Raw genomic sequence first — 26,060 nt, forward strand, 5'->3', positions numbered from 1 at the left:
TGGGCGGGGGCGGCTATGAGGGTGGGGGCGGTGCGACGAGGGTGCGGGGCGGGGGTGGGGTGGGTGAAGGGCTAGAGGGCTAGGCAGGAGGGGTTGATGGGGTGGTCGCGGAGGGCTTGGCGGATGATCGAGTACGTGGTGCCGTCCACGACCAGGGCGAGGTGACCTACCACGCGTAGGGGGCACTTGGCCTGGATGAGGACGTTCGTCGCGCCGTCGGCCAGCGTGGCGTTGTCGACCGGGCGGACGAGTTCGTCCTGCCAGGTGCGTACGGTGGTCCAGCGGACCGAGCCCGGAGTGTCGTCACCCGCGTTGAGCGCGGCAAGGAACGACGAACCGATGGTCATCTGCTGGCAGGCGACGATTCCGGCGCAACTGCCCAGGCCGAGGAACGCCAGCATGTTGGCGACGTAGGTGCCGTACTGGGGTGTGCCGAGGCTGACGTAGCGACCGATGGTGTCGCCGCCGCCCAGGTTCTTGATGTAGTACCGGCTGACCAGGCCACCCTCGGAATGGGCGACCAGGTCGATCTTGGCTGCGCCGGTGCTGGCGCGGACCTTTCCGACGAAGGTGCGCAGGCTGCCGGCGGAAGCGGCGATGTCGCCGAGCCCGAGATTGGGCAACTCGTAGACCCAGACCCGGTAGCCGTCGGCGCGCAGCCGGGCAGCCAGCGGCTGATACACCGCGGCGATGCCGCTGAGCCCACCGACCACGATCACCGGGTTGGCACCGGCGAGCGCACCGAGCCCGTCACCGGCCGCGCTGGCGACCGACACCTCGGCTGCGGCAGTGCCGGCCGGCGTTTTGGCGGCCACCGATGGGCCGGAGGTCACGGCGACGTTGCTGGCCGGCGCTTCGGCAGCCACCGCAGCGGCCGAGGTCACGGCGGCCGAGGCAGGAGGTGCCGACAGGACGGCGGCGAGGGTCAACGCGAGGACGGGGACAGCCTTTCGGAGCAGCATCGCTGCACCTCCCAAGGGGAGAGCCCCGGGGTTGCCGGGGCAAGGGTGGGGGGTGTGTCCGATCGACCGTGCAATGATGATCCCGTCACAATCTAGAAACGTCAATGAAAAGTTACGCCCGGGTAGCTCAACCCTCACCAGGCATCCAGGATGCCGACTGTCCATACACGACAGACGCCGCCCGTACCCACCGGGGTACGGGCGGCGCACGGTCGCGGGGCAGACTCAGCCGGCGGGGGTCACCTCCGGCTCGGGCTCGGGGTCGGGCCGCGCCGGGCTGTTCTTGACGTACGTCGGGTGCAACTGCACCGGCTTCGTCTCCCGCTCGCGGCGCTGCCGCGCCCGTACCCGCAGGTTGAGGAACTCCACGAAGATGGAGAAGGCGATCGGCCCGTACACGTAGCCCTTCGGGATGTGCTGGTCGAAGCTCTCCGCGATCAGGCTCGCACCGATGATCAGCAGGAACGACAGGGCCAGCATCTTCACCGTCGGGTGCTGGTTAACGAAGTTGCTGACCGCCGCGGCTGAGACCAGCATGATGATCATCGCGATCACCACGGCGGCGATCATGATGGCCAGTTCGTCGACCATGCCGACTGCCGTGATCACCGAGTCCAGCGAGAAGACGATGTCCAGCACCAGGATCTGCGCGATGACCGCGCTGAAGGACACGACCTTCTTGTTCGACCGGCCATGGTCGGAGCCCTCCAGGTGCTCATGGATCTCGTACGTCGCCTTACCGACCAGGAACAAGCCGCCGAGCAACAGGATCAGATCCCGCCCGGAGATCTCCTGCCCGAGCACGGTGAACAGGGGCGCGGTCAACCCGATGATCCAGGACAGCGAGGCGAGCAGCAGCAGCCGCGTGACCAGGGCCAGCGAGATGCCGATCGTACGGGCTCGGGCCTGTTGATGCTCGGGTAGCCGGCCGGACAGGATCGAGATGAACACGACGTTGTCGATGCCCAGCACGATCTCCAGCAGGAGCAGGGTCGCGAACGCGATCCATAGCTCGGGACTGGTCAAGAATTCCATTCCATCCTCGACTCTCAGACCACCGCCGGGCGGGGCACCCGGAACCATCGGTGATCTGCGCAAGCATGGCGTACCGCGTCACTCCCCGCTCCGCAACCCCGCCCGACCAGCGACCGCCCGACGACGCCAGGCCCGCCGGTGTGACCGGCAGCGCCGAGGTTGCCGCCCCTCCAACCCGGCCTGCCGGAGACAAGCCAAGGAATGGGTGCCGACCGGTCCACCGATACGGATGTCGAAAAATTGCGCCGATCCGCGCGGGGTACCTTCTACAATCGTAGAACCTGACTGTGTAACGCCCTATTGAAATCGAGGTCCGGACGAATATCGAAGGTGGCACCGTAGACAGGCCGGCGACGGCTGTCAGCAGTTTATCGCGACAATTGAGGAAAGCTTGAGATTGACTCTCCGGGACCGGCTGCCAATCCACGTTGACCCATTGCTAGCTGCCCGTACGTGTGCTTAGGTGACGAACTAGATCCACCCGATCACTGTGGAGGGCTATCCATGCGTCAAGCTATTCCGTCAGCGTCACCAAGTCGGGTAAAGCGTCACGTCGCAGTCGCCGCCGCGCTACTCATCGGCCTTCCCGGAATGGCGGTGTCAATTACCGCCCCGGCAGCCGCCCAACCGCTCGAATCGCACTGCGGAAACGAGACCGGCAACAAGTCGGTCCAGGGCTTCATCAGCCACGAGGAACTGCGCCGCAGTCTCCAGCAGATCGAGCACACCAGCAAGGGCAACGTCAAGGTCGACGTCGCCGGCTACACGAACCAGGGCCGCGAGATCTGGTCCGCCCGGGTCGGCGAGGGCGACACCGTGGTGATGGTCCAGAGCCAGATCCACGGCAACGAGATGCACGGCACCCCCGCCCTGCTCAACGCCCTGCGGGTCCTCGGCAACAACTCGAAGCGGTCCGAGGAGATCCGCAAGGCGGTCACCATCGTCGCCGTGCCGAAGCTCAACGCCGACGGCGGCGAGCTGGTCACCCGGCAGAACGCGCGGCCCTGGAGCGATGTCGTCGCCGACTTCCCGCAGCTCGCCGACGCGCGACCGGCCTGGAACTACAACAGCCGGCTCGGCGGATTCGACGTGAACCGCGACTTCCACCCCAACCTGGACTACGTCCCGCAGCCGGGTGACTTCCCAGGCAACAGCGCCTCCACCGGCTGGTACATCACCCCGGAAGCGCAGGCGTCCCGTGAGGTCTACCGCGCGCTGGAGCAGGAGTTCGGCACCGTCGACGTCTTCGTCGACCTGCACAACCAGGCCGCCTGCTACACCGGCGTGGGAATGGACGACTACACCACCCTCTCCATCTCCGGGCGCTTCATCTCGAACCCCGCCCAGCACGGCAACTGGCCGAAGTTCGACTACGACGCCTCGCGCCGGGTGAACGTTGCGGTCTACGACGCCCTGCAGTCCGGCAACTCGCCGCAGAGCAAGGTGACCCTCTACCCGCAGAACACCAACCTGCCGGGCACCGCGCTGGGTTCGTACGCCCTGCGTGGCAGCGCCACCATCCTGTTCGAGACCCGTGGGCAGACCCAGTCCTGGGGCCAGAAGCAGCACGGAATGCTGACCAAGCAGATCGAGGACGGGCTCTTCGGCATCTTCAACTCGATCACCGACGGAACGCTGAACACCATCGACCCCGAGCGGTACGAGCTGATCCCCGAGCGGATCAACGCCCCGCGCAACTGATCTGGGTAGCAACACCGTCGCCCCGGCCGTCGAGGCCGGGGCGACACCCGTTTCACCCGCCGGTGTCAGCGCCGCCGATGGGGACCGCAGATCAGGGTCGTACGGGTCCGGGTCGCGCGGGTCAGGGACGCCTGGGGAACTGGGTGAGGAAGGACCGCCAGGCGGTCGGGGTGAAGGTCAGCGCCGGGCCGGTCGGATCCTTTGAATCGCGTACGCCGACCACGCCGGCCAGGTTGTCCGCGACCTCGACGCAGGCGCCGCCGTTGGTGGAGGAGCGGGAGGAAGTACGCCACCGCGCGCCGGTCAGGTCGCCCATGTCTTCGCCGCCTCCTTGAGCACGTCGAGTGTCTGCCCCAACGGGAGGGCTTCGCCTCGGACCGCGTCCCACGCCAGGCCCAGGCTAGCAACCGAATCCGGCTGCCCCACGATCTGCGCTGCCAGCTGATTGTCCATATAGGCGGCGCGTGACCCGTCCGGTAGATCGGCCAGGATGAACGCCCCGGCCAGCCCGGAATAGATACCAGCCGACAGCGGGACCACGTGCAACTGAATATGAGGTTGCTGGGCACAGCTGAGAAGGTGCTTCACCTGCTCGGACATCACCTCCGGGCCACCGCAGGACCGCCGCAGCACCATCTCGTCCAACACCACGAACAACTGCGGGCTCGGCTCGCGGGCGAGCACCGCCTGCCGCTGCATGCGCGCGGTGACCCGCTGATCCAGATCCGCAATCGGCGTACGCGCCGCGCGGAAGGTCGCGCGGGCGTATGCCTCGGTCTGAAGCAGCCCTGGCACGAACGAATGCTCGTACCAGCGCAGCGCCGTGGCTTCCCGCTCGATCTGGATCAACTCACGCAGCCACACCGGCGAGGAATCGCCCTTGACCAGCTCGTCCCAGAGGGTCGCGAAGTAGCCGCCGGTCTCCAAGGCACCGTCCACCGCGGTCAGGTAGGGCAGGGTCGGCGGCTTCGTGCCGGTCTCGATGGCGCTGACCTGCGAATCCGAGCAGAAGACCCGCTCACCGAGTTGCGCCTGGGTCAGCCCGGCGGCCCCCCGCCGACGCCGCAACTCACGAAGCAGGTACTCCGAGGGCGAGATTCCCACGACTTCCACACCCTTCCCCGACGCTCTGCACGACTCCACCCAGACCCGGACCTGGCCGCTACGTTCCGCGATCGAGTGCTGACTATTCACACCGTATGGGGCGTACGTCCAGGGTGGAAGTAGCACGGCGTGCCTGGTGGAGGTCGATCCCCCCGACCCGGCAGGCGCGTACGTGGCGGGGGTCGCTGCCGGATGTCCCCACCGCAGCGACCCCCATCCATAACCTCGCTGGAAGGAGAATGCCTGTGGCCGTGCCGAAGCCCGCAAATGCCGTGCCCGTGTCCCGCTGGACCTCCCGCCCGACCGCAGCGCCGACACACCCGATCACAGCGCCGGCACGCTCGACCGCAGCGGTGGTCCGCGAGGACGGCACGCCTCGGGTGGCCCCCGGGATCTACCTGCTGACCAGTGCGGCGTCGCCGCAGTTCAGCCAGCCGATCACGGTACGGCTGATCCGCGAACGCACCGACCGGCATCCCTACTGCGGATGGACGTGGATCGAGGTGTACCAACTCGACGCGCGCGGCACCGCGGTCGACCGGCGCGAACTCTACGTACGCCCCGACGGGCTGCGACCCGTACCACCGTCGACCGGGACCTGCGCTGCGGCCCGGCGCCCCACCGCGAAGGCCGCGCAGTGAGGGTGCACCTGCGTGATCACGTCCCGTCCCGCCCGACGTGGCGCTGCCGGGGCTGCGGGGCCGCCTGGCCCTGCTCCCCGGCGAAGCTGCGCCTGCTCGCCGAGTACCGCAATAACATGCCAGGGCTACTGGTCCACCTTGTGACCCTGCGCGAACAGGCCGCCGTACACCTCGCCGACCTGCACCCGGACGCCTACCCGACCAACCTGCACCAGCGTTTCACCGACTGGGTCCCGGTCCGCACCGAGCCTTAAACGGCCAGCCCAGGCGAATAAGGCTGATTGCCGCCGTGGCGCAGCAGGTCGGAGGAGATGGTCGGCCAGGGTAGGGCGGAATTGTCTCCCCTGGTCGCTAGGCTTGTGGCAAGCAGGCTCAGGGCGGGAAATCGAGGAGCTGGGAAGGAGGTGCCGCCGATGGCCAACGCACACGACGTTGCGGCGGCGGTGTTGAGCGAACTCGGCCCCATGACCGCCATGAAGTTGGAGAAGCTCGTCTACTACTGCCAGGGCTGGCACCTGGCGCGCGAGGGCCACCCCCTGTTTCAGGAGCCGATCGAGGCATGGCGCGAGGGCCCGGTGGTGCCGCTCCTCTACCGCCACCACCGACGGCAGCTCATCGTGTCCGAGTGGCCGCACGGCGAGCCGTCTCTATTGACACCGGCCCAGGCGGCCACAGTCCGTTGGGTGACCGAGAGCTACGGCAAATTTTCAGCCACTGAATTGTCGACCATGACCCACAACGAGCTTCCTTGGCGCGTCGCCCGCGGTGCCCTTCCCGAGTCCGCTAGTTCGACCGAACAACTCAGCACCGACCTGATGCGGACATACTTCGCCCGGCAGGTGGCAAGCGTCGAGACCGCCGTCACCCTCGCATCCGCGAACGCCGCACTTGAAGGTGTCGAGTTCGACGAGGACTGGCAGGACAAGCTTCGCGATGTCGCCTCCGGCGTCATCGACGCCGACGAGCTGATCGCTCAAGAAATCGCCCGGATCTGCGGTGACCGAGACTGACCCGTACTGCTGGCCAGGCTCAGACTGCTTGAAGAACAAGCTGGGCATCTCCGACATCAAGCAACTGAACGAGGTCGAATCCAGGCTGGCCTCGATCCGTGAGGTGCAAGCCTCCCGGATGATCCTTCCGGGCAACTACGGCTTGGAACACCTCCAAGACTTTCACCGACACCTCTTCGCGGCCGTGTACCCGTGGGCCGGAGAAACCAGGACAGTCGACATCAGCAAGCCCGGTGCAAGGTTCTGTCACTGGCGCTTCATCGACGACCAAGTAAGCGCCATCCTCAGTCGGCTCCCCGAGGACAGCTTCCTGCTCGGTCTGCGTCCGGACGCGTTCGTCGAAGCCCTCGCGCACTACTACGGTGAGCTGAACGTGTGTCACCCCTTCCGCGAAGGCAACGGACGAACTATCCGTTCGTTCCTGCGGCAACTAGCGGCGGCAGCCGGCTACCTGCTCGACTGGTCCGAGTTGAATGCGGAAGCGAACATCACCGCCTGCCAGCAGCACCTCATCACGGCCGACCTCGACCCGCTGATCACAGTGCTGCGCCCCGTCGTGCGGCGACTGCCCTGAGACACTGCCGCCCTACGATGCTTCTCCCAGCACAGGCCACGGGCCAGCGCATCAGCCCTGATGCCATCCCTGCGGCGCGCTGGGCGTCGCACCCAGCCGCCGGCCGACAGCCCGGCGCCGCTAACCGGTGACCTCAACCTGACGGTGGAGCGCCTGGTACACGAAGTCCCGGGGCATCAACGGGTCGGTGCAGGCAGCGGCCAGTCTCGACCGGATATCTGCGGCGACCTCCGGGTGTCGACGGGAGATCTCGACGAGGGTCTTTCCGACCTCGGTCCAGACCTCGTCGCTGTGGTCCCGGAACAGTGCCATCAGTGTCTCGATGAGTCCCACGGTCGGTGGGGCATACCGCAGGTGCCGCACGAGGTCGCGTCGAACCCACCATTCGTGCGGTTCGGCAACGATTTCCTGGGCGGTAGCCGCGACCGGCCCGGTCAGCATCCCACTGGCAGCAAGCACTCCCATGGCCCGCGACCGCAGTTCCGGTGGATGCTCGCCGGTCGCGACTCCCACTGCGACGGCGACCACCTCGCTGCCCACCGCCCTAACCTCGCCCAGCACCTCCACCGCCTGCATTCGCTCGGAGAGGTCCTCGCCCTCGGCCGTCGCCACCTGCACCAGCGCAGCGAGCGCCTCATTGGTCCGCGTCTCGTCGCCGGTTAGCGCCCTCATTGCCCACGCCCTGGCGGCCGGGTCGCCCGCCCCGGTCACCAACCCCACTGCGGCCACCACCGCTTCACCGGTCAAGCGGCCATCGTCCGCCAACACCTTTATCGCTCGCACCCGCGTTTCGGGGTCTCCGGTGCTCGTAGCTACCTTCACCGCTGCCGCCACCGCCTCATCGGTCAACAGTCCGTGCCGCGCCAGGCCTTCCACCGCAACCACTCGAACCGTGGGGTCAGCAGCCCCCGTCGCCAACCCCGCCAACGCAGCGGCCACCTCCGGAGTCGGTTCATCACCGGCTGCCAACGCGTGGACCGCCATCACCCAGAAATGCAGGCGACCGGCGCCAGTCGCCAACCCTGCCAGCACAGCGGTCATCTCGTCGGTCAACACACCGGCCCGCGCTAGCGCCACCAGCGCCCGAGCCCCCTCCTCCGGCCGTTCCGTCGCCGATTCCACGACAGCCGCGATCACCTCATCGGTCAGCAGACCACGAAGCGCCAACACCTCCACCGCCCGCGACCGAGCCCACGGGTGGAGGGCGCTCGCCGCCAACTTCGTCACCGCCTCGATCACCCCAGGGGTAAGAGCATGCCCAAGGTGCAAGGCCACCAGCACGCGATCCTGAACGAATGGACCCCATTCGCTCCTCAGCAACGTCAAGGCCGTCACGACCAACTCGCTGGGCAGCGCACCCTGGTGTGCCAACACTCCCATCGCCCGAATCGCCCGGTTCACATCAGAGAGATCCGTCGTGAGCCGCACAAGCATGTCGCGGGTGGTCGGGAGGAGTCGACCGTGCGCGGCGGCGATCCCGGCCAGCTCGCACCAGCGTTCGGGCTCGGTGGCATCCGGTAACCCCGCGAGAGAGTCGAGGATCTTCACCCAGGCGTCGAGGGCGACCCGGAAACGCTCTCCAGCTCTGGTGCCCCCGAGGCCACTCAGTCGCTGGACCAGTGCTTCCCGGTAAGCGGTGAAGCGGCATCGACTGAAATCAGGGTGGACGTACTCCTCTATCGCCTGGTGCAGGATCTCGTCGATGGTCGCGGTCCTTGCCAGCGGCACGTCGTCGGCCAGGACCCGGAGCATGAATAGGAAGTCACGTCCGAGCAGATCCTCGTACTCGCTGGGTTCTGCCGCAGGCCAGATCGCCTGCGCGACCACCTCGTCGATCTGCTCGGCGTAGTCGGTGCCGATCAGGCCGAGGGCGAGCAGGATCGGCTCGTCGTAGCGGGGATCGTGCAGCCGGCGGCGGATCTCGCTCGCCCGGTTCTCGATCGAACCGAGCAGGGCCAGTGCGCGGCCGGTGTAGTACTCCTCGAAGGTCAGGTGGGCGAAGCCGTACCGGCCGGGGGCTCGCTCGACAAGCAGCCCGGTGTGCGCGTCGACCTTCCTGACGAAGTCGAGCACCCCCCGACCCGGATCGGTGTCCAACGGGTCGGCCTCGCGCAACACCTGCGGATCCCAAGGGCTGCCGTGGTGTGCCGCCCAGAGCGGACCGAGCACGTCGAGCAGTTCCAGCTTGCTGGCCGCTCCCTCGGGGCGGTGCTCGTGCAGCCAGGCCCCGAGCCGCGCCAGCCACCGGTTGAGGATCCGCTCGTCCGGCAGGTCGGCCTCCGCAACACCTTGCGCGCTGCGCCAGGTGCGCCCCAGGGCGTGACACACCTCGATGTAGGCCTCGACCCGCCGGTGTGGCAGGCGCCCACTGGAGCGGTGCACCAGGACCAGGGCGGTGAGCAGCAGCGGGTTGGCGGCCAGTCGGCGTACCCCTGGGGTGGTCTTCAGGGCCGCGCCGATCGCCGCGGCCTCCCGGGCGGCGGCCTCCCGGGTCGCGGAGGCGCTCCGCTCCGGGGTCTCGGCCTGTTCCACCTCCCGGCAGTAGACCTCCAGGAAAGCCTCGATCGTCGCGTCGTCCATTTCCGTCAGCCGCACCGCATGGAACGAGTCGGGTAGCGGCGCGGCTTGGTAGCCGGAGATCCGGCTGGTCACCACGAAACGGTTGCCCTGCCGGGCATGCGCGGTGACGAAGTTGACCACCGCCGCGACCACCCCCCGCCGCAGCTCCGCAGAGGCGATCTCGTCGAGACCGTCCAACAGCACCAGGCACCGACCGGTGTCGAGGTGCCTCTGGAGCAGATCGGCCAGGCCCGGCGGACGGCATTCGTTGCGGCGCAGGTGCTCGACGAGGAACTCGCCGATGCCCACCCGGGGATGCCCATGCTGGGCGTACTCGCCGATCCGCAGGTAGATCGGCAGCCGGGTGGCCGGATTCGTGAGATCGGCGATCCGGGCCTTGGCGTGGGTCAGGGCCAGGTAGCGCAGCAGGGTCGTCTTGCCCGAACCTGGGTCGCCGAGCACCAGCAACTGGGCGTTCCTGCCGACCGTGTCCAGCACCGGCAGCACCGCTGTCTCGTCCCGCTCACCATCGGCGGGGAACTTCCGGCCGTAGGTCAGCTGCAACCGATCCAGGGCGGCCTCGAAGCCGGTCTGGTCGAGCTGACCGGTCTCCATCAGCGCGGTCAGCTTGTCGCGTTCCCGCGTGAACCATTCCCGCGCCCGGTCGCCGGGGCGCCGGTCGACCTGGGCCTGTAACCCGACGAACACCTCGGTCAGCGGCAGCCGGACGGTGGTGTTGCGGACCACCCCCACTGTCGGCAGGTACCGGTGCTGGTCGATCAGCCAGGTCAGGTAGTGCAGCAGGTCGTCCTCCCCGGCCCCGGCGGCACCCGACTGCTCGGCCAGCCTGCCGGTCGCCTGGGCGGTGTGGGACTCGTCGGAACGGTGCAGCAGGACTTGCAGGGCCGGTTCGCGGCGTACCTCGGTGCTCAGGGCGTCGAGGACCGCCTTGAACACCGGGCGGAGCAGGTTGATCCGGTCGAGTTGTTCGTCGTCGGACTGGAAGCTTCCCAGCGACTCGACGGCCCGCCGGGCCAGTGCCGCAGGCGAAGGTTGCGCACCGGGCAGGAGGACCTTCGCCAATTCCGTGGCACCCTCATGCTGCCAGAAGTCGAGATTGACATCGAAGTCTGCGAGCTTGTGCCCGTACGTCTGCCGGGTCTGGCCGAAGGCGCGGTCCAACGCCTGCTCCAGCGCCTTGCGCTCCGGGTCGCCCAGCACGCGCGCCTTCACGCTCGTCAGTGCCGGGCCCGCCAACTGTCTGACCAACTGCGACACGATCGCTTTGGCCAGGGCGGAGGTGAGCGAAGCAGGTTCCACGGCCGCGCAGTGTAGTCACCGGCATCCACATCCATCACCACGCAGCGTGTTCAACACACTGCACCTGGTCTGTGTCGAGGTCACAAGCGGCCAAGTCGCGATCATGGAGCGCGCGTACGATGCTGCTCCGTAACTCGATGACGAGGAGGACCATGTCCACGACACCGCAGACCTCATCGCTCCGGTTGGTCGCCGTCGACACGGGCATGCTCGTGGCCACTCTGGTCACCCTCGTCGGATACCTGATGCCCTGGTTCAAGAGGAACCGGGCCGTGTGGTCGTTCTCCGGCTGGGAGTACGCGTCGCTGAGCAGCGGGGGCGGCTGGACCCTGATCACCTTCGCGTGGCTGCTGCTGGCTGCCGGGGCGGCACTGTGGGCGCGGCGGAGCGTGGTGGCGGCGATGACCGGCATGGTGGCCGCCGTGGGCACCCTGGTCAACGCGCTTGCGGTGGTGGCGGCGAGCTTCGCCATGTTGGGCGAGCAGAGCAGCCTGAATGCGGTGGCCGAGCGGTCCTTCGGTGTCGGGCTGCCGATCATGGCGGCTGGCATCGGGTTGTTGCTGGCCACCTCCTGCCGGGCGATCGTCCGGTGCCACCTGGCGGAGGCCGCCGAGGACCGGTACGAGCCGTCGGTGTAGCGCCGCGGGATGTGCATTTCGCAACTCGCACAACCGCAATTCCTCGACCCGCTTTTGAAAATGCGTCCTACTATGCATTATCGCGACTAAAACACGTTTGCGAGATATTGAGCAGTTCCTCCAGACACTTGATGCCGCGCAGACCAATATCGATTCGGATAATTGACGGTTACCGATCGATTTCGTTATTCTTGCGCGGCAGATGGCGCTCTGCATGTTCGACGGGGTCCCACATTCAGCGTCAGCATGGGAGGAATCACCATGAACGATGCCGGAAAAGCCTGGCGACGGCGTTTCGCCAGCTCAGCGGCGATTGCCATGGCAACTGCCCTACTGGTCTCGGTAGCCCCGTCACCGGCGGCCGCGGCCGAGGGCAACATTCTCGGCGCCAGCAACCCGAGCGCCATTCCGGACAGCTACCTCGTGGTGCTCAAGGACGACACCGCCATGAAAACCCAGGCGTTGACCCGCGAGTTGACCACCAAATACAACGTCAAGGTCACGCACACCTACTCGCATACCGTGCAGGGGTTCGCCGGCACGATGAGCGAGGCGGACGCGCGTCGGCTCGCTGCCCAGCCGGGAGTGGCGTACGTCGAACAGGACATCGAGGTCCGGCTCACGGGTACCCAGACGAACCCGCCGTCATGGGGGCTCGACCGAATCGATCAGCGACATCTGCCGCTCGACAACAAATACACGTACCCGGACGCGACGAACAGGGTGCGGGCGTACGTGCTCGACACCGGGATCCGGACGACACATGCCGATTTCGGTGGCCGGGCGGTCTGGGGCGTCAACACCACCGGGGACGGGATCAACACCGACTGCAACGGCCACGGTACGCATGTCGCGGGCACCCTCGGCGGCAGGGCGTTCGGGGTTGCCAAGAGCGTTTCGCTGGTTGCGGTCAAGGTCCTCGGCTGCGGCAACACGGGTAGTGCGGCGGCAGTCATCGCCGGAGTCGAATGGGTGACCGTTCAGCACACGACCAGGGCTACGGCGGTGGCGAACATGAGTCTCGGCGCCAAAGGCAGCAACCTGACCCTGGAGAACGCGGTCCGGGGTTCCATCCAGAAAGGTGTGCTGTACGCGATCTCGTCGGGTAACAACAACTCCGACGCCTGCGAATACACCCCGGCCAAGGTCCTCGAAGCGCTCACGGTGAACGCCAGCACCATCGGCGACACCCGGGCACTGTTCTCCAACTGGGGCCGCTGCACCGACATCTTCGCCCCTGGCCAGGAAATCCGTTCCGCCTGGTACACCAGCGACAGCAGCTCATACATTGCCAGCGGCACCTCGATGGCCGCCCCGCACGTCGCCGGCGCCGCCGCCCTGATCCTCGGCAACAACCCCGGCCTGACCCCCCAGCAGGTAGGCAACGTGATCCTGGGCAACGCCACCATGAACAAGATCCCCAACCCGGAGAGCTCGCCGAACCGGCTGCTCTACGTCGGCCCGACCGGGGTCATCCCCGTTCCGGACGGTGCTCCCCTGAGCCCGACCGGTTCCTGATTCCCCGACTCGCACCGGCGGGGCCGCAGCAGAACTGCGGCCCCGCCTCAGCCCGCCTGCTCGCGTTGCCCGACGATGCCCCGCGCGACGGTGAACAGGTCGTCCTGACCAACCTGCTCCGGGTCGACCAGCACGGTCACCGCGACTCCCGGCTCGGTCAGCCAGAACGCCTGCGCATCGGTCGCCCGACCGGGCCCGTCGGGGTGCGGGAAGTCGATCAGCTGCGAATCGTCGAACTCCCGCTCGTGATAGTCGACGAGGAATTCACGTAGCCCGTCGAGGTCACTCAGCCGCGGCCCGCGCAGCACATGCACCCGCGGGTCCACCCGGTATCCGTCGGCGGTCTGCCGCTCCCAGACCCGGCTGGTGATCTGCACGTCTCCCCACTCGCTGGCGAAGTCGGAGACCAGATCGCCCAGCCCGTCCGGCACGTGTCCGATGTGGAACCCGTCCAGCACGCCGCCGTCACCCACTGCGCCACCCCCACCCTCGTGCCACCGTCGACGGTCAGTTGCCCAGTGCGCGTACCTTCGCGATGGTTTCCTGGACGTGCTGCTTGGCCGGCTCACCGCCCTGGGCGGCCTGCGCGAGCGCCTGCCGGTACGAATCGATCATGTTGATCAGCGGCCCGGCGGCGACGCCCTGCAACGCGCCCGCGACGAGTTGCCGCGCCTCGGCCGCGTCCTGCGCGGCGGCGGCCGTCTTCGCCTTCGCCTCGTCCAACTTCTGCGCCGCTGCCGCCAGCCTGGCGATCATCTCCGCTGCACTCACAAGCCCTCCCCCACCTGACCCTCCGCCACCACGAGCAACCACGAAGGAGCCTACGAGACTCCCGCACCCACCGCGACACCCTGAACCTCCGCGCAGACCTTGGTACGAAAGTGCCCCTGGAGGGGCGCTGACGTTCCAAGATCTCGACGGCGGTTCAGCGCAGGGTGCGGATCAGGATGAGGTAGCCGCAGTAGGCGAGCGGGACGGCGAGGAAGCAGAGCAGGAAGCCGATCACCGGGTAGCGGGGTGCGGTCATCGCGCCGACGGCGGGCCGACCCCAGCGGCCGAGCACCAGCCAGCCACCGATCAGCGAGGCAGCGGGCAGACCGGCACACATCCAGGAGAACAGCGTCCATCCGCCGACCACGCCGACCCCGGAGGCGAGCACCATCACCAGCATGATCAGCACCGACACGGCGGCGAAAGCGAGGTAGACGGCGATCGCCCGCGCCATCGGCGACCAGGTCGGCAGCAGCGCCGGCCGCTGGGCGAGCACCTCCGCCTGCTGCGCGTACCGGTCAGCCTCGTCGGCCCACCGCCGGGCCATCTCCAGCTCCGTCGCCGCATCGACCTCCCCGGCCCGCTGCCCCGGCACCCCCGCCGCCGTCGCACTCAAGGCCACCGGCAACGCCCGCTCCGCCTCCCCCACACCCACCTGGGGGTACGCCCCGACCCCCGACCGCCCCGGCGCGGCGGCTGCGCCGCCGTCCCACCCCGTCCCCGGTCCCGAGCCACCTGCTCCCACGTGACCAGGCGGCGCAGGCGGGCCCGAGGTGGGCACGCCGGGTGGACCTGGCGGGCCGGCGGTGGGCGCGGTGCCCGGTGGGCCGGGGGGTGGTGAGGTGACGCCCATGGTGCGGCCGAGCTGGTCGAGGCGCTGCCCTTGGGCGAGCAGTCGACGATCGAGGTATTCCACTGTCGCGCCGAGATCCCGTCGCCGCTGTTCGTCGGCGGCGACACCCTGCTCGCTGGCGCGCTGCTGGGTGGACAGGTGACGGACCAGCGCGGCGTACTCGTCGAAGGTGGACACGTTCACTCCTGCCCTTCGGCGGTGTGCCCGTCGCGGGCGAACGGCACGATCAGCCGGATCCGCTGGTCGTGCCGGTCGACCAGCAGGGCCCGGTCGGCTCGGGGCGTGTACGCCAGGTCGTGTACCCCGAGGTGCAGGCCGAGGTCGGCGCCGGGCACGTTCAGCGCGACCAGGCAGGCGACGTCGTCGCGGTTCTGCGTACCGCCGAGGTCGTCGGCGAGCCGGCGCAGGCCGCGCCACCAGCCGAGCAGGTGCACCCCGTGGCCGGGGCCCTGGCGCAGCAGGGTCCGCAGGTCGTCGTGGCCGGATCGGAAGGTGGCCGGATCGGTCTCGGCGAGCAGCCCGGCCGCGGCGTCCATCCCGAACACCACCAGGTAGCTACGTCCCGGCGCGGTGCCAGGCATGTCGCTTCCGACCGCCCCGGCGTCCCCTGCCGATCCACTCACCCCCGCCGGCCCACTCGCCACCGCTGATCCACTCGCCACCGCTGATCCACTCGCCGCTGCCGATCCGCTCGCCGCCGGTTCAGCGGTCGGGCCGGGGCCGCCGGCTGCGGGCAGGGTGGCGAGGTGCCGGCGCAGGGCGGCGGCGTCGAGGCGTACCACGGGGTGGCCGGCGGCGGTGAGCGTGGCGGCGGTGTCGTCGGCGGCCGGGTCGGCGGCGGCGACCAGCGGGGCGAGCAGGAAGATCACCTCGCCGGGGGTGTGCTGCCGGGCCAGGCTCAGGGTAGCGGCGCGCAGCACCTCGGCACCGGCGGCGGAGGTGCCCACCACGGCCAGGTGCCGGCCGGGTGCGGTGTCCATGATGAACAGGGCGCTGGTGCCGTCCACGTCGACGGTGCGGCCGACCAGGGCCAGGGGTCGCCGACCGCCGGGGCGCAGGCCGGTGAAGGTGGCGTCGTCCTCGACGCGGGCGGTCTCGTAGCCCCGGAACACCGACGGTGGCCGGGCGTCCGACGGGCGGGCCTGCCACAGCTCGTGCCGCAGGCGGGTCAACTCGTCGACGGCGGCGTAGGCGTCGGGGAAACGGATCACCGTGTTCGCGCCGGCCACCCCGGCGGCGGTGTTGATCACGGCCGAGCCGACCGGCAGGGTGGCCGCGGCGTCGTTGAGCGGGTCGAGCACTCCCCCGCCGCCGGGCAGCGCCACCCGCAACGCGAACTGCCCGAAGACCGCCTCGGCGCGGCCGTAGAGTGCCTCGATGCCCGTCGTGCTCTGGCTGGCCAGCACCAGGTGTACGCCGTACGAGCGGCCCTTGCGGGCCAGCTCCTCCAGCAGGTTCACCGACTCGCGGGAGATCGGGTCGTTGCCGGCGAGCAGCACCTGGAACTCGTCGATCACGGCGATGATCCGTGGCATGGCGGTGTCGGCGGGCAGGTCGGCCAGTTTGGTGACGCCGTGGCGTTTCAGTGCGGTGGCCCGCCGCTGCAGTTCGCGGCGCAGTTCGCGGAGCACGGCCACGCCGTACTCGCGGTCGCTCTCGATGCCGGCGGCGCGGGCGTGCGGCAGCCAGGACGGGTCGCGGCCGGTGGGGACGAACTCGGTGAAGCTCACCCCCTCCTTGAAGTCGAGCAGGTAGAGCTGCAACTCGCTCGGGGCGTAGCGGGCGGCCAGCCCGTAGAGCACGTCGAGCAGGAACACCGTCTTGCCGGCGCCGGTGCGCCCACCGACCAGCCAGTGCGGGGTGGCGTCGTCGAAGGCGATGGTGAACGGTTCGCGGCCGGCCCGACCGACCACGGTACGCAGTCCGGCGCGGGCCGAGGCGGCCCATCGGTGCGGCGGCAGCAGGTCGGCGAAGCCGATCGTCGCGCCCCGGCGGGCGGCCTCGCCGAGGTGGGTGGCGAGCGCCGCGACCGAGGCCGGTGGCGGGTCACCGTCGAGCCGCGCCGGGACGGCCAGGCCGCTGCCGTCGGCGCTGAACGGTGCGTGCGGCGGGTCGCCGACGCGGGCGTACCCGTCGATCATCCGGAGCACGGTGGTGGCGCCCAGCGGCGGCGCCGGCTCACCCGGACCGGCCGCCCGCCAGCCAGCGAGCAGGACGCAGACGGCGGCGGCCGGCCCGGCGTGGGTGAGCGCGGCGAGCCGGGCGGCGTCCCGTGGCGACGGCACCGACGCGGCGACCAGCACCAGCAGTTCCTGGTCCGGCCGGTCGGCCTGCCGGGCGGTACGGGCGTGCTGTTCGGCGGCGTCGAGCAGCGCGGCGACCTCGGATTCGGTGGTGGCCGGTGGGTCGATGACGCCGGCGTCGAGCAGGGGTCGCAGTGGACCGAAGGTGGCGCCGAGGGCGGCGCTGTCGCACCCGGAGACCCGGACGCCGCCGGGTGCGGCGGTGGCGAGCAGGCGCAGCACGACCGCGCGCAGCAGCCCGGCCACGGCCGGGTCGCGGGCGTCGGTGTCGACGGCCAGGTGGTGTCCGGCGCCCAGCGGCACCAGGACGGGGAAGCCGCCACCGGCGGTGACCGCCTCGCCGAGGCGTACCGCCACCGGTTGTCCGGCCAGCGGGGTGCCGGGCGTCGGGGTGGCCAGGGTGCCACCGACCCGGGCCAGCAGGGCCAGCAGGTCGGGGTCGACCGTCGGGGCGGTGGGTGTGCTCTGCTGCAACGCGTTCCGGGCGGCGTCGAGGTGGGCCCGGGCGGCCCGGTGTGCGCCGATCGCCTGCCCGTACGCCGACGCGAGCCTGCCCAACGTCTGCCCCTCCGCCGACGGCCGTCTGGTCGGTGAAACCCTAACGGACCGCGGCGAGGCGGGCACGTGTCCGCACCCGGTCGTGTCGGCTCCACGGTGGACGACGTCGGCCGGCGGTACGCGGGCGCGTACCGCCGGCCGTCGAGGGTGGGCGGTCAGCCGGTGACGGCGTTGAGCGCCGGCAGGTAGCCGTGGCGGTAGCCGTCGGCGTTCGGGTGGTACGCCTCGATGACGCCGCTGACGTCGCGGATCCAGGGCTGGGCGGCGCAGACGCCGTGACCGGCGAAGGTGGGCCGGGTGTCGGCGAAGGTGGCGCCGGCCGCGGCGGCCCGGTCGGCGGTCACCTGGGCGAGCACGTCGGCGGCCTCGTTGAGCAGGGTGCGCTTCTGGCTGCTCATCGCCAGCAGGCCACAGGAGCCGGTCTCGAACAGGCGCGGGTAGCCGAGCACGATCAGCCGGGCGTTGGGGGCCCGGTCGCGGATGGCGGCGTAGGTGCGGTCCAGCCGGGCCGGGAGCGTGCCGGTGGCGAAGGCCTTCGCCTGGTTGACGGCGTTGGTGCAGCTGGAGGTGCTGCCGAAGCGGCAGCTGGTCATCACGTCGGCGAACCCGGCGTCGTTGCCGCCGACGGTGATGGTGACCATGGTGGTGGTGCTGCTCAGCGAGCTGAGCTGGTTGTTGAGCACGTCGGCGGTGACCGCGCCGCCGCAGGCGGGGAAGCGGAAGCTGGCCACGTTGTTGGCCGCGGCCCACAGTGGGGCGTACGACTTCTGGCTGCGCAGGCAGGTGGACAGGTCGTACGGGCCGGCGCCGACACCGGAGGAGTACGAGTCACCGAGGGCGACGTAGTGGATGGGGGCGGCGGCTGCCTGGGCGGCGGCGGGGACGGCCAGCGCGCCGAGGGTGGCGGTGGCGAGGGCGACCAGCGCGGCGAGGGCGCGGGCCAGCGGACGGTGGGGCATGGACGGACCTCCACAGGGGGGTGGTGGTGGAGCCCGAGAACCGCGCGCGTGGCCAAGGGTTGTTACTGGGCGGTAATGCTATCGAAACATGCCGATGAAGGGAATAGCGCGGCACCCGCCCGATCGATACCGACCAGGCGGGTGCCGTGTGCTGTTAACAGGGGACCCCTGCTCTACCCGAGACGTTAAAAGGGGGCCCTTCCTTACACCGCCAGTGGGCGGGAGTCGGCGCGGACGGGAGTGGGCAGGGCGCCCACCCCGCCGAGGTAGGTGTGGATCGCCGCGGCGGCGGCCCGGCCCTCGGCGATCGCCCAGACGATCAGCGAGGCGCCCCGGTGCATGTCACCGGCGACGAAGACGCCGTCGGACCCGGTCTGCCAGTCGGCCCGCGAGTCGATCGCGCCCCGGGCGTTGCGGGCGACCCCGAACTGCGCCAGCAGCGGCTGCTCCTCGGTGCCCTCGAAGCCGATCGCCAGCAGCACCAGGTCGGCGGGCAACTCCCGCTCGGTGCCCGGCACGGTGGTGACGATCCGTCGGCCGTCACGCTTCTCGACGGTCACCTCGGCGATGCGTACCGCCCGGACCGCCCCGGTGCCGTCGTCGACGAACTCCTGCACCGCCACCGCGAAGACCCGCTCGCCGCCCTCCTCGTGGGCCGCGTACTCGCGCAGGATCCACGGCCAGGTCGGCCACGGGTCGCGCGCCTCGTCGCGGGCCCGAGGTGGCTGCGGGTACAGGTCCAGCTGGTGTACGCCGGCCGCGCCCTGCCGGTGGGCCACCCCGAGGCAGTCCGCCGCGGTGTCGCCACCGCCGATGATGACGACGTGCTTGCCGGCCGCGTCGATCGGGTTGCCGTCCGGCAGGGTGGCCAGGGCGGGCCGCCCCTCACCGGCCGCGGCCACCACCCGGTTCGCCGCCACCAGATGCGCCATCGCCTGGTGTACGCCCCGCAGCTGCCGGCCCGGGGTGTCGGTCTCGCGGCCCTGCAACGCCCCGCAGGCCAGCAGCACCGCGTCGTGCTGCTCGCGCAGCTGCTCGGCGGTGATGTCGACGCCGACGTTCACCCCGGTGCGGAACTGCACCCCTTCGGCGGCCAGCTGGGCCAGCCGGGTGTCGATGTGCCGCTTCTCCAGCTTGAAGTCGGGGATGCCGTACCGCAGCAGACCGCCGATCGCGTCGTCGCGCTCGTACACGGTGACGGCGTGACCGGCGCGGGCCAGTTGCTGCGCGGCGGCGAGCCCGGCCGGGCCGGAACCGACCACGGCGACGGACCGCCCGCTCGGTGGCGGCACCGCACGCGGGGTCAGCCCGCGGGCCACCGCGGCGTCGGCGATCTCCACCTCGACCTGCTTGATGGTCACCGGGTCACCCCCGGCGATGCCGAGCACACAGGCGGCCTCGCAGGGCGCCGGGCAGAGTCGACCGGTGAACTCGGGGAAGTTGTTGGTGGCGTGCAACGAGTCCACCGCCGCGTCCCAGTTGCCGGTGCGGACCAGGTCGTTCCAGTCCGGGATCCGGTTCGCCAGCGGGCAACCGGCGGTGTCGCTGTGGCAGAAGGGGATGCCGCAGTCCATGCACCGGGCCGCCTGCTCGCGGATCAGCTCCTCACCGGCCGGCGGGTAGACCTCCCGCCAGTCGCTGATGCGCACCGGCACCGGCCGGCGCGCCGGCACCCGGCGGGGGTAGCGCAGGAAACCGTTCGGGTCAGGCACGAGCCACCTCCTGGGCGACCACCCGGTTCGCGGGGGCCAGCGACACCTCACCGGGCGTCGGCTGCGACGCTTCGGTGGGCGCCGACTGCGGTTGTGTGGCGGCTGGCGCCGCCAAGGCGCTCATCACCGCGTCGTCGACGTCCTGGCCGGCGGCTTCGGCGGCCTGCATGATCTCCATGACCCGGCGGTAGTCCCGGGGTACCACGGCGGTGAACTCCTCCACCGCCTCCGGCCAGCGCTTGAGCAGCTGTTCGGCGACCGCCGAGTCGGTCTCAGCGAAGTGTCGCTGCACCAGCTCGTGCAGCCGGGCCCGCTCGGTCTCGCTGGGCGCGGACAGGTCGACCAGTTCGGTGTTGACCCGCCGCCGGTCGAGGTTCCAGACGAAGGCGGTACCGCCGGACATGCCGGCGGCGAAGTTACGCCCGGTCGCGCCGAGCACCACCACCGTGCCGCCGGTCATGTACTCGCAACCGTGGTCGCCGACGCCCTCGACGACGGCCGCCGCACCGGAGTTGCGGACCGCGAACCGCTCCCCCACCCGACCGCGCAGGAAGACCTCGCCGCCGGTGGCGCCGTACAGGATGGTGTTGCCGGCGATGATCTGGTCCTCGGCGCGCCCACCCGGGACGGCGTCGGCGGCGACGAACGGCGACGTCGGAGCCGGCCGGACGACCAGCCGTCCGCCGGAGAGTCCCTTGCCGACGTAGTCGTTGGCGTCGCCGTACAGCCGCAGGGTGATCCCGGGGGGCAGGAACGCCCCGAAGGACTGCCCGGCGGTGCCGCGCAGGGTGAACTCGATGGTGTCGGTGGGCAGCCCGGCGCCGCCGTAGCGGCGGGTCAACTCGCCGCCGAGCATCGCGCCGATGCTGCGGTGCTCGTTGCGGATCGTCACCTCGGCCCGGACCGGGGTGACCGGTGCGTCGCCGCCGCGCAGGGCCGGCTCGGCCAGCGCGATGAGCTGGTTGTCCAGCGCCAGCTCCAGGCCATGATCCTGAGCGCGTACGCCCCGACGCGCCGTACCCTCGGGCAGCTGCGGCAGGTGCAGCACCCGGTGCAGGTCGAGCCCGCCTGCCTTCCAGTGCTCGATCGCCGGTGCCACGTCGAGCAGCTCGGTGCGGCCGATCGCCTCGTCGATGCTGCGCAGACCCAGCTCGGCCAGGTAGCCGCGGATCTCCTCGGCGAGGAAGAGGAAGAAGTTCTCCACGAACTCCGGCTTGCCGGTGAAACGCTCCCGCAGCACCGGGTTCTGGGTGGCGATGCCGACCGGACAGGTGTCCAGGTGACAGACGCGCATCATGATGCAGCCGGAGACGATCAGCGGGGCGGTGGCGAAGCCGAACTCCTCGGCACCGAGCAGCGCCGCGACGATCACGTCCCGGCCGGTCTTGAGCTGGCCGTCGACCTGCACGGTGACCCGGTCCCGCAGCTTGTTGAGCAGCAGTGTCTGCTGCGCCTCGGCCAGGCCCATCTCCCACGGGGTGCCGGCGTGCTTGAGCGAATTCAGCGGGGACGCGCCGGTGCCGCCGTCGTGGCCGGAGATCAGGATGACGTCGGCCTTGAGCTTGGCCACCCCGGCCGCGACCGTGCCGACACCGACCTCGCTGACCAGCTTGACGTGCACCCGGGCGGCCGGGTTGACGCACTTGAGGTCGTGCACCAGCTGGGCGAGGTCCTCGATGGAGTAGATGTCGTGGTGCGGCGGCGGGGAGATCAGACCGACGCCGGGGGTGGCGTGCCGGGTACGGGCGATCCACGGCCACACCTTGTTGCCGGGCAGCTGCCCACCCTCGCCGGGCTTCGCGCCCTGCGCCATCTTGATCTGCAGGTCGTCGGCGTTGACCAGGTATTCGCTGGTCACCCCGAACCGGCCGCTGGCGATTTGCTTGACCGACGAGCGGCGCAGCGGGTCGTGCAGCCGGTCGACATCCTCGCCGCCCTCACCGGTGTTGGACTTGCCGCCGAGGCGGTTCATCGCGATCGCCAGGGTCTCGTGCGACTCGGCCGAGATCGACCCGTACGACATGGCACCGGTGGCGAACCGCTTGACGATCTCGCTGGCCGGCTCGACCTCCTCGATCGGCACCGGCGGCAGTTCACCGGTACGCAGCCGGAACAGCCCGCGCAGCGAACCGGCCTTGGCGGCCAGCTCGTCGACCTTGGCGGTGTAGCGGCGGAACACGTCGTACTGGCGGCTGCGGGTGGCGTGCTGGAGCAGGAAGACCGTCTCCGGGTTGAACAGGTGCAGTTCACCCTCGCGACGCCACTGGTACTCCCCGCCCACCGGCAGCCGGTCACCGGCCGGGACCCCGGGCGCCGGCCAGGCCAGGGCGTGCCGGGCCGCCACCTCGGTGTGGATGCCGTCCAGGCCGACCCCGCTGATCGTGCTCGGGGTGCCCCGGAAGTAGCGCTCGATCAGGCGGGTGTCCAGCCCGACCGCCTCGAAGACCTGCGCACCGCAGTACGACGACACCGTCGAGATGCCCATCTTCGACATGATCTTCAGGACGCCCTTGCCGAGCGCCTTGACGTAGTTGCGGATCGCGGCACGCGGCTCGACACCGGCCAGCGCGCCCGTGGAGATCATGTCCTCGACCGACTCGAAGGCCAGGTACGGGTTGACCGCCGCCGCGCCGTAGCCGATCAGCACCGCCGCGTGGTGCACCTCGCGGCAGTCGCCCGACTCCACGATCAGCGCCACCTGGGTGCGGGTCTGCTCCCGGACCAGGTGCTGGTGCACCGCCGCGGTGAGCAGCAGCGACGGGATCGGGGCCAGGTCGGCGTTGGAGTCCCGGTCGGAGAGCACCAGGATGCGTACGCCGTCCTCGATGGCCTCGGAGACGTGCCGGCAGATCTCGGTCAACCGGGCCTTGATCCCGGCCCCGCCGTCGCGGATGCGGTAGAGCCCGGAGACCCGTACCGCCTTGAAGCCGGGCAGGTCGCCGTCCTCGTCGATGCTGAGGATCTTGGCCAGCTCGTCGTTGTCGATCACCGGGTAGGGCAGCACGATCTGCCGGCAGCTCGCCGGTCCCGGGTCGAGCAGGTTGCCCTCCGGGCCGATGGTCGAGGCCAGGCTGGTCACCAACTCCTCCCGGATGGCATCCAGCGGCGGGTTGGTGACCTGGGCGAAGAGCTGGTGGAAGTAGTCGTAGAGCAGCCGGGGCCGGGTGGACAGCGGGGCGATCGGAGTGTCCGTGCCCATCGAGCCGATCGGCTCCGCGCCGGTGCGGGCCATCGGGGCGAGCAGGATCTTCAGCTCCTCCTCGGTGTAACCGAAGGTCAGCTGGCGGCGGCGTACCGAATCGTGGGTGTAGACCTGGTGCTCGCGGGCCGGCAGGTCGTCCAGCTCGATCAGCCCGGCGTGCAGCCAGTCGGCGTACGGCTGGGCGGCGGCCAACTCGGTCTTGATCTCGTCGTCGTGCACGATCCGACCGGCGGTGGTGTCGACCAGGAACATCTTGCCGGGCTGGAGGCGACCCTTGGCGACCACGGTGGCCGGGTCGAGGTCGAGCACGCCCGCCTCGCTGCCCAGCACGACGAGCCCGTCGGCGGTCTGCCACCAGCGGCCCGGCCGCAGGCCGTTACGGTCCAGCACCGCGCCGACGATCTCGCCGTCGGTGAAGGCGACCGAGGCCGGCCCGTCCCAGGGCTCCATCAGGCTGGCGTGGAACCGGTAGAAGGCGCGCTTGTCGGCGGCCATGTCCGGGTCGTTCTCCCACGCCTCCGGGATCATCATCAGCACCGCGTGCGGCAGGCTCCGCCCGGCCAGGTGCAGCAGCTCCAGGACCTCGTCGAAGTTCGCCGAGTCGGAGGCGGCCGGGGTGCAGATCGGGAAGACCCGGCGGATGTTGCCGGACAGTTCCGGGGTGCGCAGCAGCGCCTCGCGGGCCTGCATCCAGTTCCGGTTGCCCCGGATCGTGTTGATCTCACCGTTGTGGGCGATGAACCGGTACGGATGCGCCAGTGGCCAGGACGGGAACGTGTTGGTGGAGAAGCGTGAGTGCACCAGGGCGATGGCGCTGTCCACCCGCTCGTCGGTCAGATCCGGATAGTAGGCGGGCAGCTGGTCCGGGGTGAGCATGCCCTTGTAGACCATGGTCCGCCCGGACAGCGACGGGAAGTACGCCGGCACGCCGCGCTCGGCGGACTCCCGCTCGGCCTGCTTGCGTACGCAGAAGGCGACCCGCTCCAGCTCCAGGCCGCGCAGCGGGGAGCCGGCCGGGCCGGCCGGGGTGTCGGTGAGCCGCCGGGCGGCGAGGAACAGTTGCCGCACCCGGGGCATCGCCGCCAGCGCCGTGGCGCCGAGGTCGGACGGGTCGACCGGCACGTCCCGCCAGCCGAGCAGCTCCGCCCCCTCGACCAGGGCGTACTTCTCGACGACCTGGCGGGCGCGGGCCTCGCCGGCGTCGTCGTCGGGCAGGAAGACCAGACCGGTGGCGTACTCGCCGGCCGGAGGCAGCGGAAAGTCCACCACCGCGCGCAGGAACGCGTCCGGCACCTGGATCATGATGCCGGCGCCGTCACCGGTGTTCGGTTCCGCACCGCGGGCACCCCGGTGGTCCAGCCGGCACAGGGCGCCGAGACCGTTGGCGACCACCGTATGGGAGCGTCGACCGTGCAGGTCGGCCACGAAGGCAACACCGCAGGCGTCGTGCTCGTGGGCGGCGTCGTAGAGGCCGGCGGGGGACGTCACCTGGGAATGTTGCGGTGCCGGCTGGGGGCGGTGTGGGTACGCAAAGGCCACCGGGCCTCCTGTCGTCACTCAGGGTGGATCATGGTCGGGACGACGTCGGCCCTCTACACGGACTTCTGAGTCTACGTTAGGGCTGGGTACGCAGGGCCAGTGCAGATTGATCACACCGCCCAGACTCTGGGACAGGTAGTCTCGCCGGGTGGATGCAGACCACGCTGACCTGCTGGGCCGATTGGAACAATTTTATGACGCTGTGCCGCGAGACGCCGCTCGCGCGGAAGATCACGGTAGTTGCGTCCTGTTCGTCCGCGAAGGCAGTGGATGGCCCTTCTACGCCCGCCCTCGTCGCGGCGCGGACCGGTCCCCGTCGCTGGCCGACCTGACCGCGGTTCGCGCCCGACAACGCCAACTGGGCCTGCCCGAAACCCTCGAATGGGTGCACGAGATCAACCCCGACCTGCTCACGGTGGCCCGCTCCGCCGGCCTCGCCGTGCTGGAAGCCCCGCTGCTGGTGCTCGACCCGACCGCCCTGGCCGACCCGACCACCTTCACCGACGTACCGGTGCGACTCCTGACCGCCTCGACACCGCCCACCGCCGCCGACGTGGCCGCCCGCCGGGCCGTCGCCGCGATCGGCTTCGCCGCCCCCGGCACGAGCCGCGGCGAAGCCGGCCCGGCCCAGCGCGACACCGCCCTGTACGGCCTGGAGGTCGCGGCCCTGGACGAGGAACTGACCCGCATCGCCAACGGCAGCCGCCTAGCCGCCCTAGCCGAGACGCCTGCGGACGGTGCCCTCGCCAGCGGTATGGCCATGCGCGTCGACGACGTCGCCGAGATCGCCGGAGTCGCCACCCTGCCCAGCGCCCGCCGCCGCGGACTGGCCGCCGCCGTCACCGCCGCCCTGTCCCACGCCCTGCTCACCGAGGGCGTCGAGGTGATCTTCCTCTCCGCCGGCAGCGACGAGATAGCCCGCGTCTACCTCCGCGCCGGATTCCGCCGCATAGGCACCGCCTGCATAGCCGACCCCCCCACCATCCCCCCACCCGCCCCGCCGTGCCCCCACCACCCGCCGCGCCGTGCCCCCACCCCCGCCGCGCACCCGCCCCGCCCAGCCGCCCTCCCGCGCCAGCCATGCCGCACTCCGCGATCATG

General features: G+C 70.2%; 19 protein-coding genes and 1 pseudogene. 8 read left to right on the plus strand and 12 right to left on the minus strand.

Annotation, left to right across the window (positions count from 1 at the left end; all coding sequences use genetic code 11):
• Window positions 1-71 precede the first annotated feature (71 nt).
• Both JMF97_RS05545 and JMF97_RS05550 read right to left on the minus strand, forming a co-directional pair.
• Window positions 72-962 (minus strand): esterase/lipase family protein, encoded by an 891-nt coding sequence (locus tag JMF97_RS05545; protein ID WP_203220531.1) that lies wholly within the window; start codon window positions 960-962, stop codon window positions 72-74.
• A 225-nt stretch (window positions 963-1,187) separates the two neighbouring features.
• Window positions 1,188-1,997 carry a TerC family protein gene (locus tag JMF97_RS05550; protein ID WP_203220532.1) on the minus strand — a complete coding sequence of 270 codons (810 nt, stop codon included), beginning with the start codon at window positions 1,995-1,997 and terminating at the stop codon, window positions 1,188-1,190.
• Between the two features lie 591 nt (window positions 1,998-2,588).
• Between JMF97_RS05550 and JMF97_RS05555 the strand changes: the two genes are divergently transcribed.
• The gene (locus tag JMF97_RS05555) at window positions 2,589-3,698 is read left to right on the plus strand and encodes a M14 family zinc carboxypeptidase (protein ID WP_238358783.1); all 1,110 of its coding nucleotides are present in this window, start codon (window positions 2,589-2,591) and stop codon (window positions 3,696-3,698) included.
• A 121-nt stretch (window positions 3,699-3,819) separates the two neighbouring features.
• On the opposite strand, the gene JMF97_RS05560 is transcribed toward JMF97_RS05555, so the two are convergent.
• On the minus strand, window positions 3,820-4,014 hold the full coding sequence (locus JMF97_RS05560; protein ID WP_203220534.1) for a DUF397 domain-containing protein: 195 nt from the start codon (window positions 4,012-4,014) through the stop codon (window positions 3,820-3,822).
• Window positions 4,002-4,811, minus strand: a complete 810-nt coding sequence (locus JMF97_RS05565; RefSeq protein ID WP_412101247.1) for a helix-turn-helix domain-containing protein — start codon at window positions 4,809-4,811, stop codon at window positions 4,002-4,004. Before JMF97_RS05565 ends, JMF97_RS05560 begins: the two co-directional genes overlap by 13 nt.
• 236 nt (window positions 4,812-5,047) lie before the next feature.
• Between JMF97_RS05565 and JMF97_RS05570 the strand changes: the two genes are divergently transcribed.
• The 4 genes from JMF97_RS05570 (at window position 5,048) to JMF97_RS05585 (ending at window position 7,027) form a co-directional block, all read left to right on the plus strand.
• Window positions 5,048-5,443, plus strand: coding sequence for a hypothetical protein (locus JMF97_RS05570; RefSeq protein ID WP_238358784.1), 396 nt, complete (start codon window positions 5,048-5,050; stop codon window positions 5,441-5,443).
• 116 nt (window positions 5,444-5,559) lie between these two features.
• Window positions 5,560-5,697 carry a hypothetical protein gene (locus JMF97_RS31075; protein WP_238358785.1) on the plus strand — a complete coding sequence of 46 codons (138 nt, stop codon included), beginning with the start codon at window positions 5,560-5,562 and terminating at the stop codon, window positions 5,695-5,697.
• Window positions 5,698-5,856: 159 nt separating this feature from the next.
• Window positions 5,857-6,453, plus strand: a complete 597-nt coding sequence (locus JMF97_RS05580; protein WP_203220537.1) for a type II toxin-antitoxin system antitoxin SocA domain-containing protein — start codon at window positions 5,857-5,859, stop codon at window positions 6,451-6,453.
• A 28-nt stretch (window positions 6,454-6,481) separates the two neighbouring features.
• Window positions 6,482-7,027, plus strand: coding sequence for a Fic/DOC family protein (locus tag JMF97_RS05585; RefSeq protein WP_203220538.1), 546 nt, complete (start codon window positions 6,482-6,484; stop codon window positions 7,025-7,027).
• A 120-nt stretch (window positions 7,028-7,147) separates the two neighbouring features.
• Here JMF97_RS05585 and JMF97_RS05590 read toward each other — a convergent pair whose 3' ends face one another.
• Entirely contained in the window at window positions 7,148-10,906 is a 3,759-nt protein-coding gene (locus JMF97_RS05590; RefSeq protein WP_307816780.1) for an NACHT domain-containing protein, read from the minus strand.
• Between the two features lie 152 nt (window positions 10,907-11,058).
• Here JMF97_RS05590 and JMF97_RS05595 point away from each other — a divergent pair, with 152 nt between their 5' ends.
• Both JMF97_RS05595 and JMF97_RS05600 read left to right on the plus strand, forming a co-directional pair.
• On the plus strand, window positions 11,059-11,544 hold the full coding sequence (locus tag JMF97_RS05595) for a hypothetical protein (RefSeq protein ID WP_203220539.1): 486 nt from the start codon (window positions 11,059-11,061) through the stop codon (window positions 11,542-11,544).
• A gap of 162 nt (window positions 11,545-11,706) precedes the next feature.
• Window positions 11,707-13,062: a S8 family peptidase gene (locus JMF97_RS05600; protein ID WP_238358786.1), complete on the plus strand. Its 1,356-nt coding sequence runs from the start codon at window positions 11,707-11,709 to the stop codon at window positions 13,060-13,062.
• 47 nt (window positions 13,063-13,109) lie between these two features.
• Here the strand turns inward: JMF97_RS05600 and JMF97_RS05605 are convergent, their stop codons facing one another.
• The 7 genes from JMF97_RS05605 to gltB form a co-directional block, all read right to left on the minus strand.
• The gene (locus JMF97_RS05605; RefSeq protein WP_203220540.1) at window positions 13,110-13,535 is read right to left on the minus strand and encodes a calponin homology domain-containing protein; all 426 of its coding nucleotides are present in this window, start codon (window positions 13,533-13,535) and stop codon (window positions 13,110-13,112) included.
• A 34-nt stretch (window positions 13,536-13,569) separates the two neighbouring features.
• Window positions 13,570-13,833: a DUF6244 family protein gene (locus JMF97_RS05610; RefSeq protein ID WP_102660593.1), complete on the minus strand. Its 264-nt coding sequence runs from the start codon at window positions 13,831-13,833 to the stop codon at window positions 13,570-13,572.
• Window positions 13,834-13,987: 154 nt separating this feature from the next.
• Entirely contained in the window at window positions 13,988-14,863 is an 876-nt protein-coding gene (locus tag JMF97_RS05615) for a hypothetical protein (RefSeq protein WP_203220541.1), read from the minus strand.
• Between the two features lie 2 nt (window positions 14,864-14,865).
• Window positions 14,866-17,547 (minus strand): FtsK/SpoIIIE domain-containing protein, encoded by a 2,682-nt coding sequence (locus JMF97_RS05620; RefSeq protein ID WP_203220542.1) that lies wholly within the window; start codon window positions 17,545-17,547, stop codon window positions 14,866-14,868.
• Between the two features lie 155 nt (window positions 17,548-17,702).
• Window positions 17,703-18,506, minus strand: coding sequence for an SGNH/GDSL hydrolase family protein (locus JMF97_RS05625; RefSeq protein ID WP_203220543.1), 804 nt, complete (start codon window positions 18,504-18,506; stop codon window positions 17,703-17,705).
• A 203-nt stretch (window positions 18,507-18,709) separates the two neighbouring features.
• A complete protein-coding gene (locus JMF97_RS05630) occupies window positions 18,710-20,218 on the minus strand; it encodes a glutamate synthase subunit beta (protein ID WP_203220544.1) in 1,509 nt (502 codons plus the stop codon).
• Window positions 20,211-24,959: a glutamate synthase large subunit gene (gene gltB, locus JMF97_RS05635; RefSeq protein WP_203220545.1), complete on the minus strand. Its 4,749-nt coding sequence runs from the start codon at window positions 24,957-24,959 to the stop codon at window positions 20,211-20,213. Before gltB ends, JMF97_RS05630 begins: the two co-directional genes overlap by 8 nt.
• A 148-nt stretch (window positions 24,960-25,107) precedes the next feature.
• Between gltB and JMF97_RS05640 the strand changes: the two are divergent.
• Window positions 25,108-25,944, plus strand: a pseudogene (locus JMF97_RS05640) (GNAT family N-acetyltransferase); the annotation flags it as partial.
• Between the last annotated feature and the right edge of the window lie 116 nt (window positions 25,945-26,060).

Origin of the sequence: Micromonospora fiedleri, from assembly GCF_016774385.1 — a bacterium.
Classification (GTDB): Bacteria; Actinomycetota; Actinomycetes; order Mycobacteriales; family Micromonosporaceae; genus Micromonospora; species Micromonospora gifhornensis.

What these genes read in the sequence shown, in the direction of transcription:
- JMF97_RS05550 (WP_203220532.1), bottom strand. Translation starts at nt 1,997, where the DNA reads ATGGAATTCTTGACCAGTCCCGAGCTATGGATCGCGTTCGCGACCCTG.
- JMF97_RS05580 (WP_203220537.1), top strand. Translation starts at nt 5,857, where the DNA reads ATGGCCAACGCACACGACGTTGCGGCGGCGGTGTTGAGCGAACTCGGC.
- JMF97_RS05595 (WP_203220539.1), top strand. Translation starts at nt 11,059, where the DNA reads ATGTCCACGACACCGCAGACCTCATCGCTCCGGTTGGTCGCCGTCGAC.
- JMF97_RS05560 (WP_203220534.1), bottom strand. Translation starts at nt 4,014, where the DNA reads ATGGGCGACCTGACCGGCGCGCGGTGGCGTACTTCCTCCCGCTCCTCC.
- JMF97_RS05555 (WP_238358783.1), top strand. Translation starts at nt 2,589, where the DNA reads ATGGCGGTGTCAATTACCGCCCCGGCAGCCGCCCAACCGCTCGAATCG.
- JMF97_RS31075 (WP_238358785.1), top strand. Translation starts at nt 5,560, where the DNA reads ATGCCAGGGCTACTGGTCCACCTTGTGACCCTGCGCGAACAGGCCGCC.
- JMF97_RS05625 (WP_203220543.1), bottom strand. Translation starts at nt 18,506, where the DNA reads ATGCCCCACCGTCCGCTGGCCCGCGCCCTCGCCGCGCTGGTCGCCCTC.
- JMF97_RS05545 (WP_203220531.1), bottom strand. Translation starts at nt 962, where the DNA reads ATGCTGCTCCGAAAGGCTGTCCCCGTCCTCGCGTTGACCCTCGCCGCC.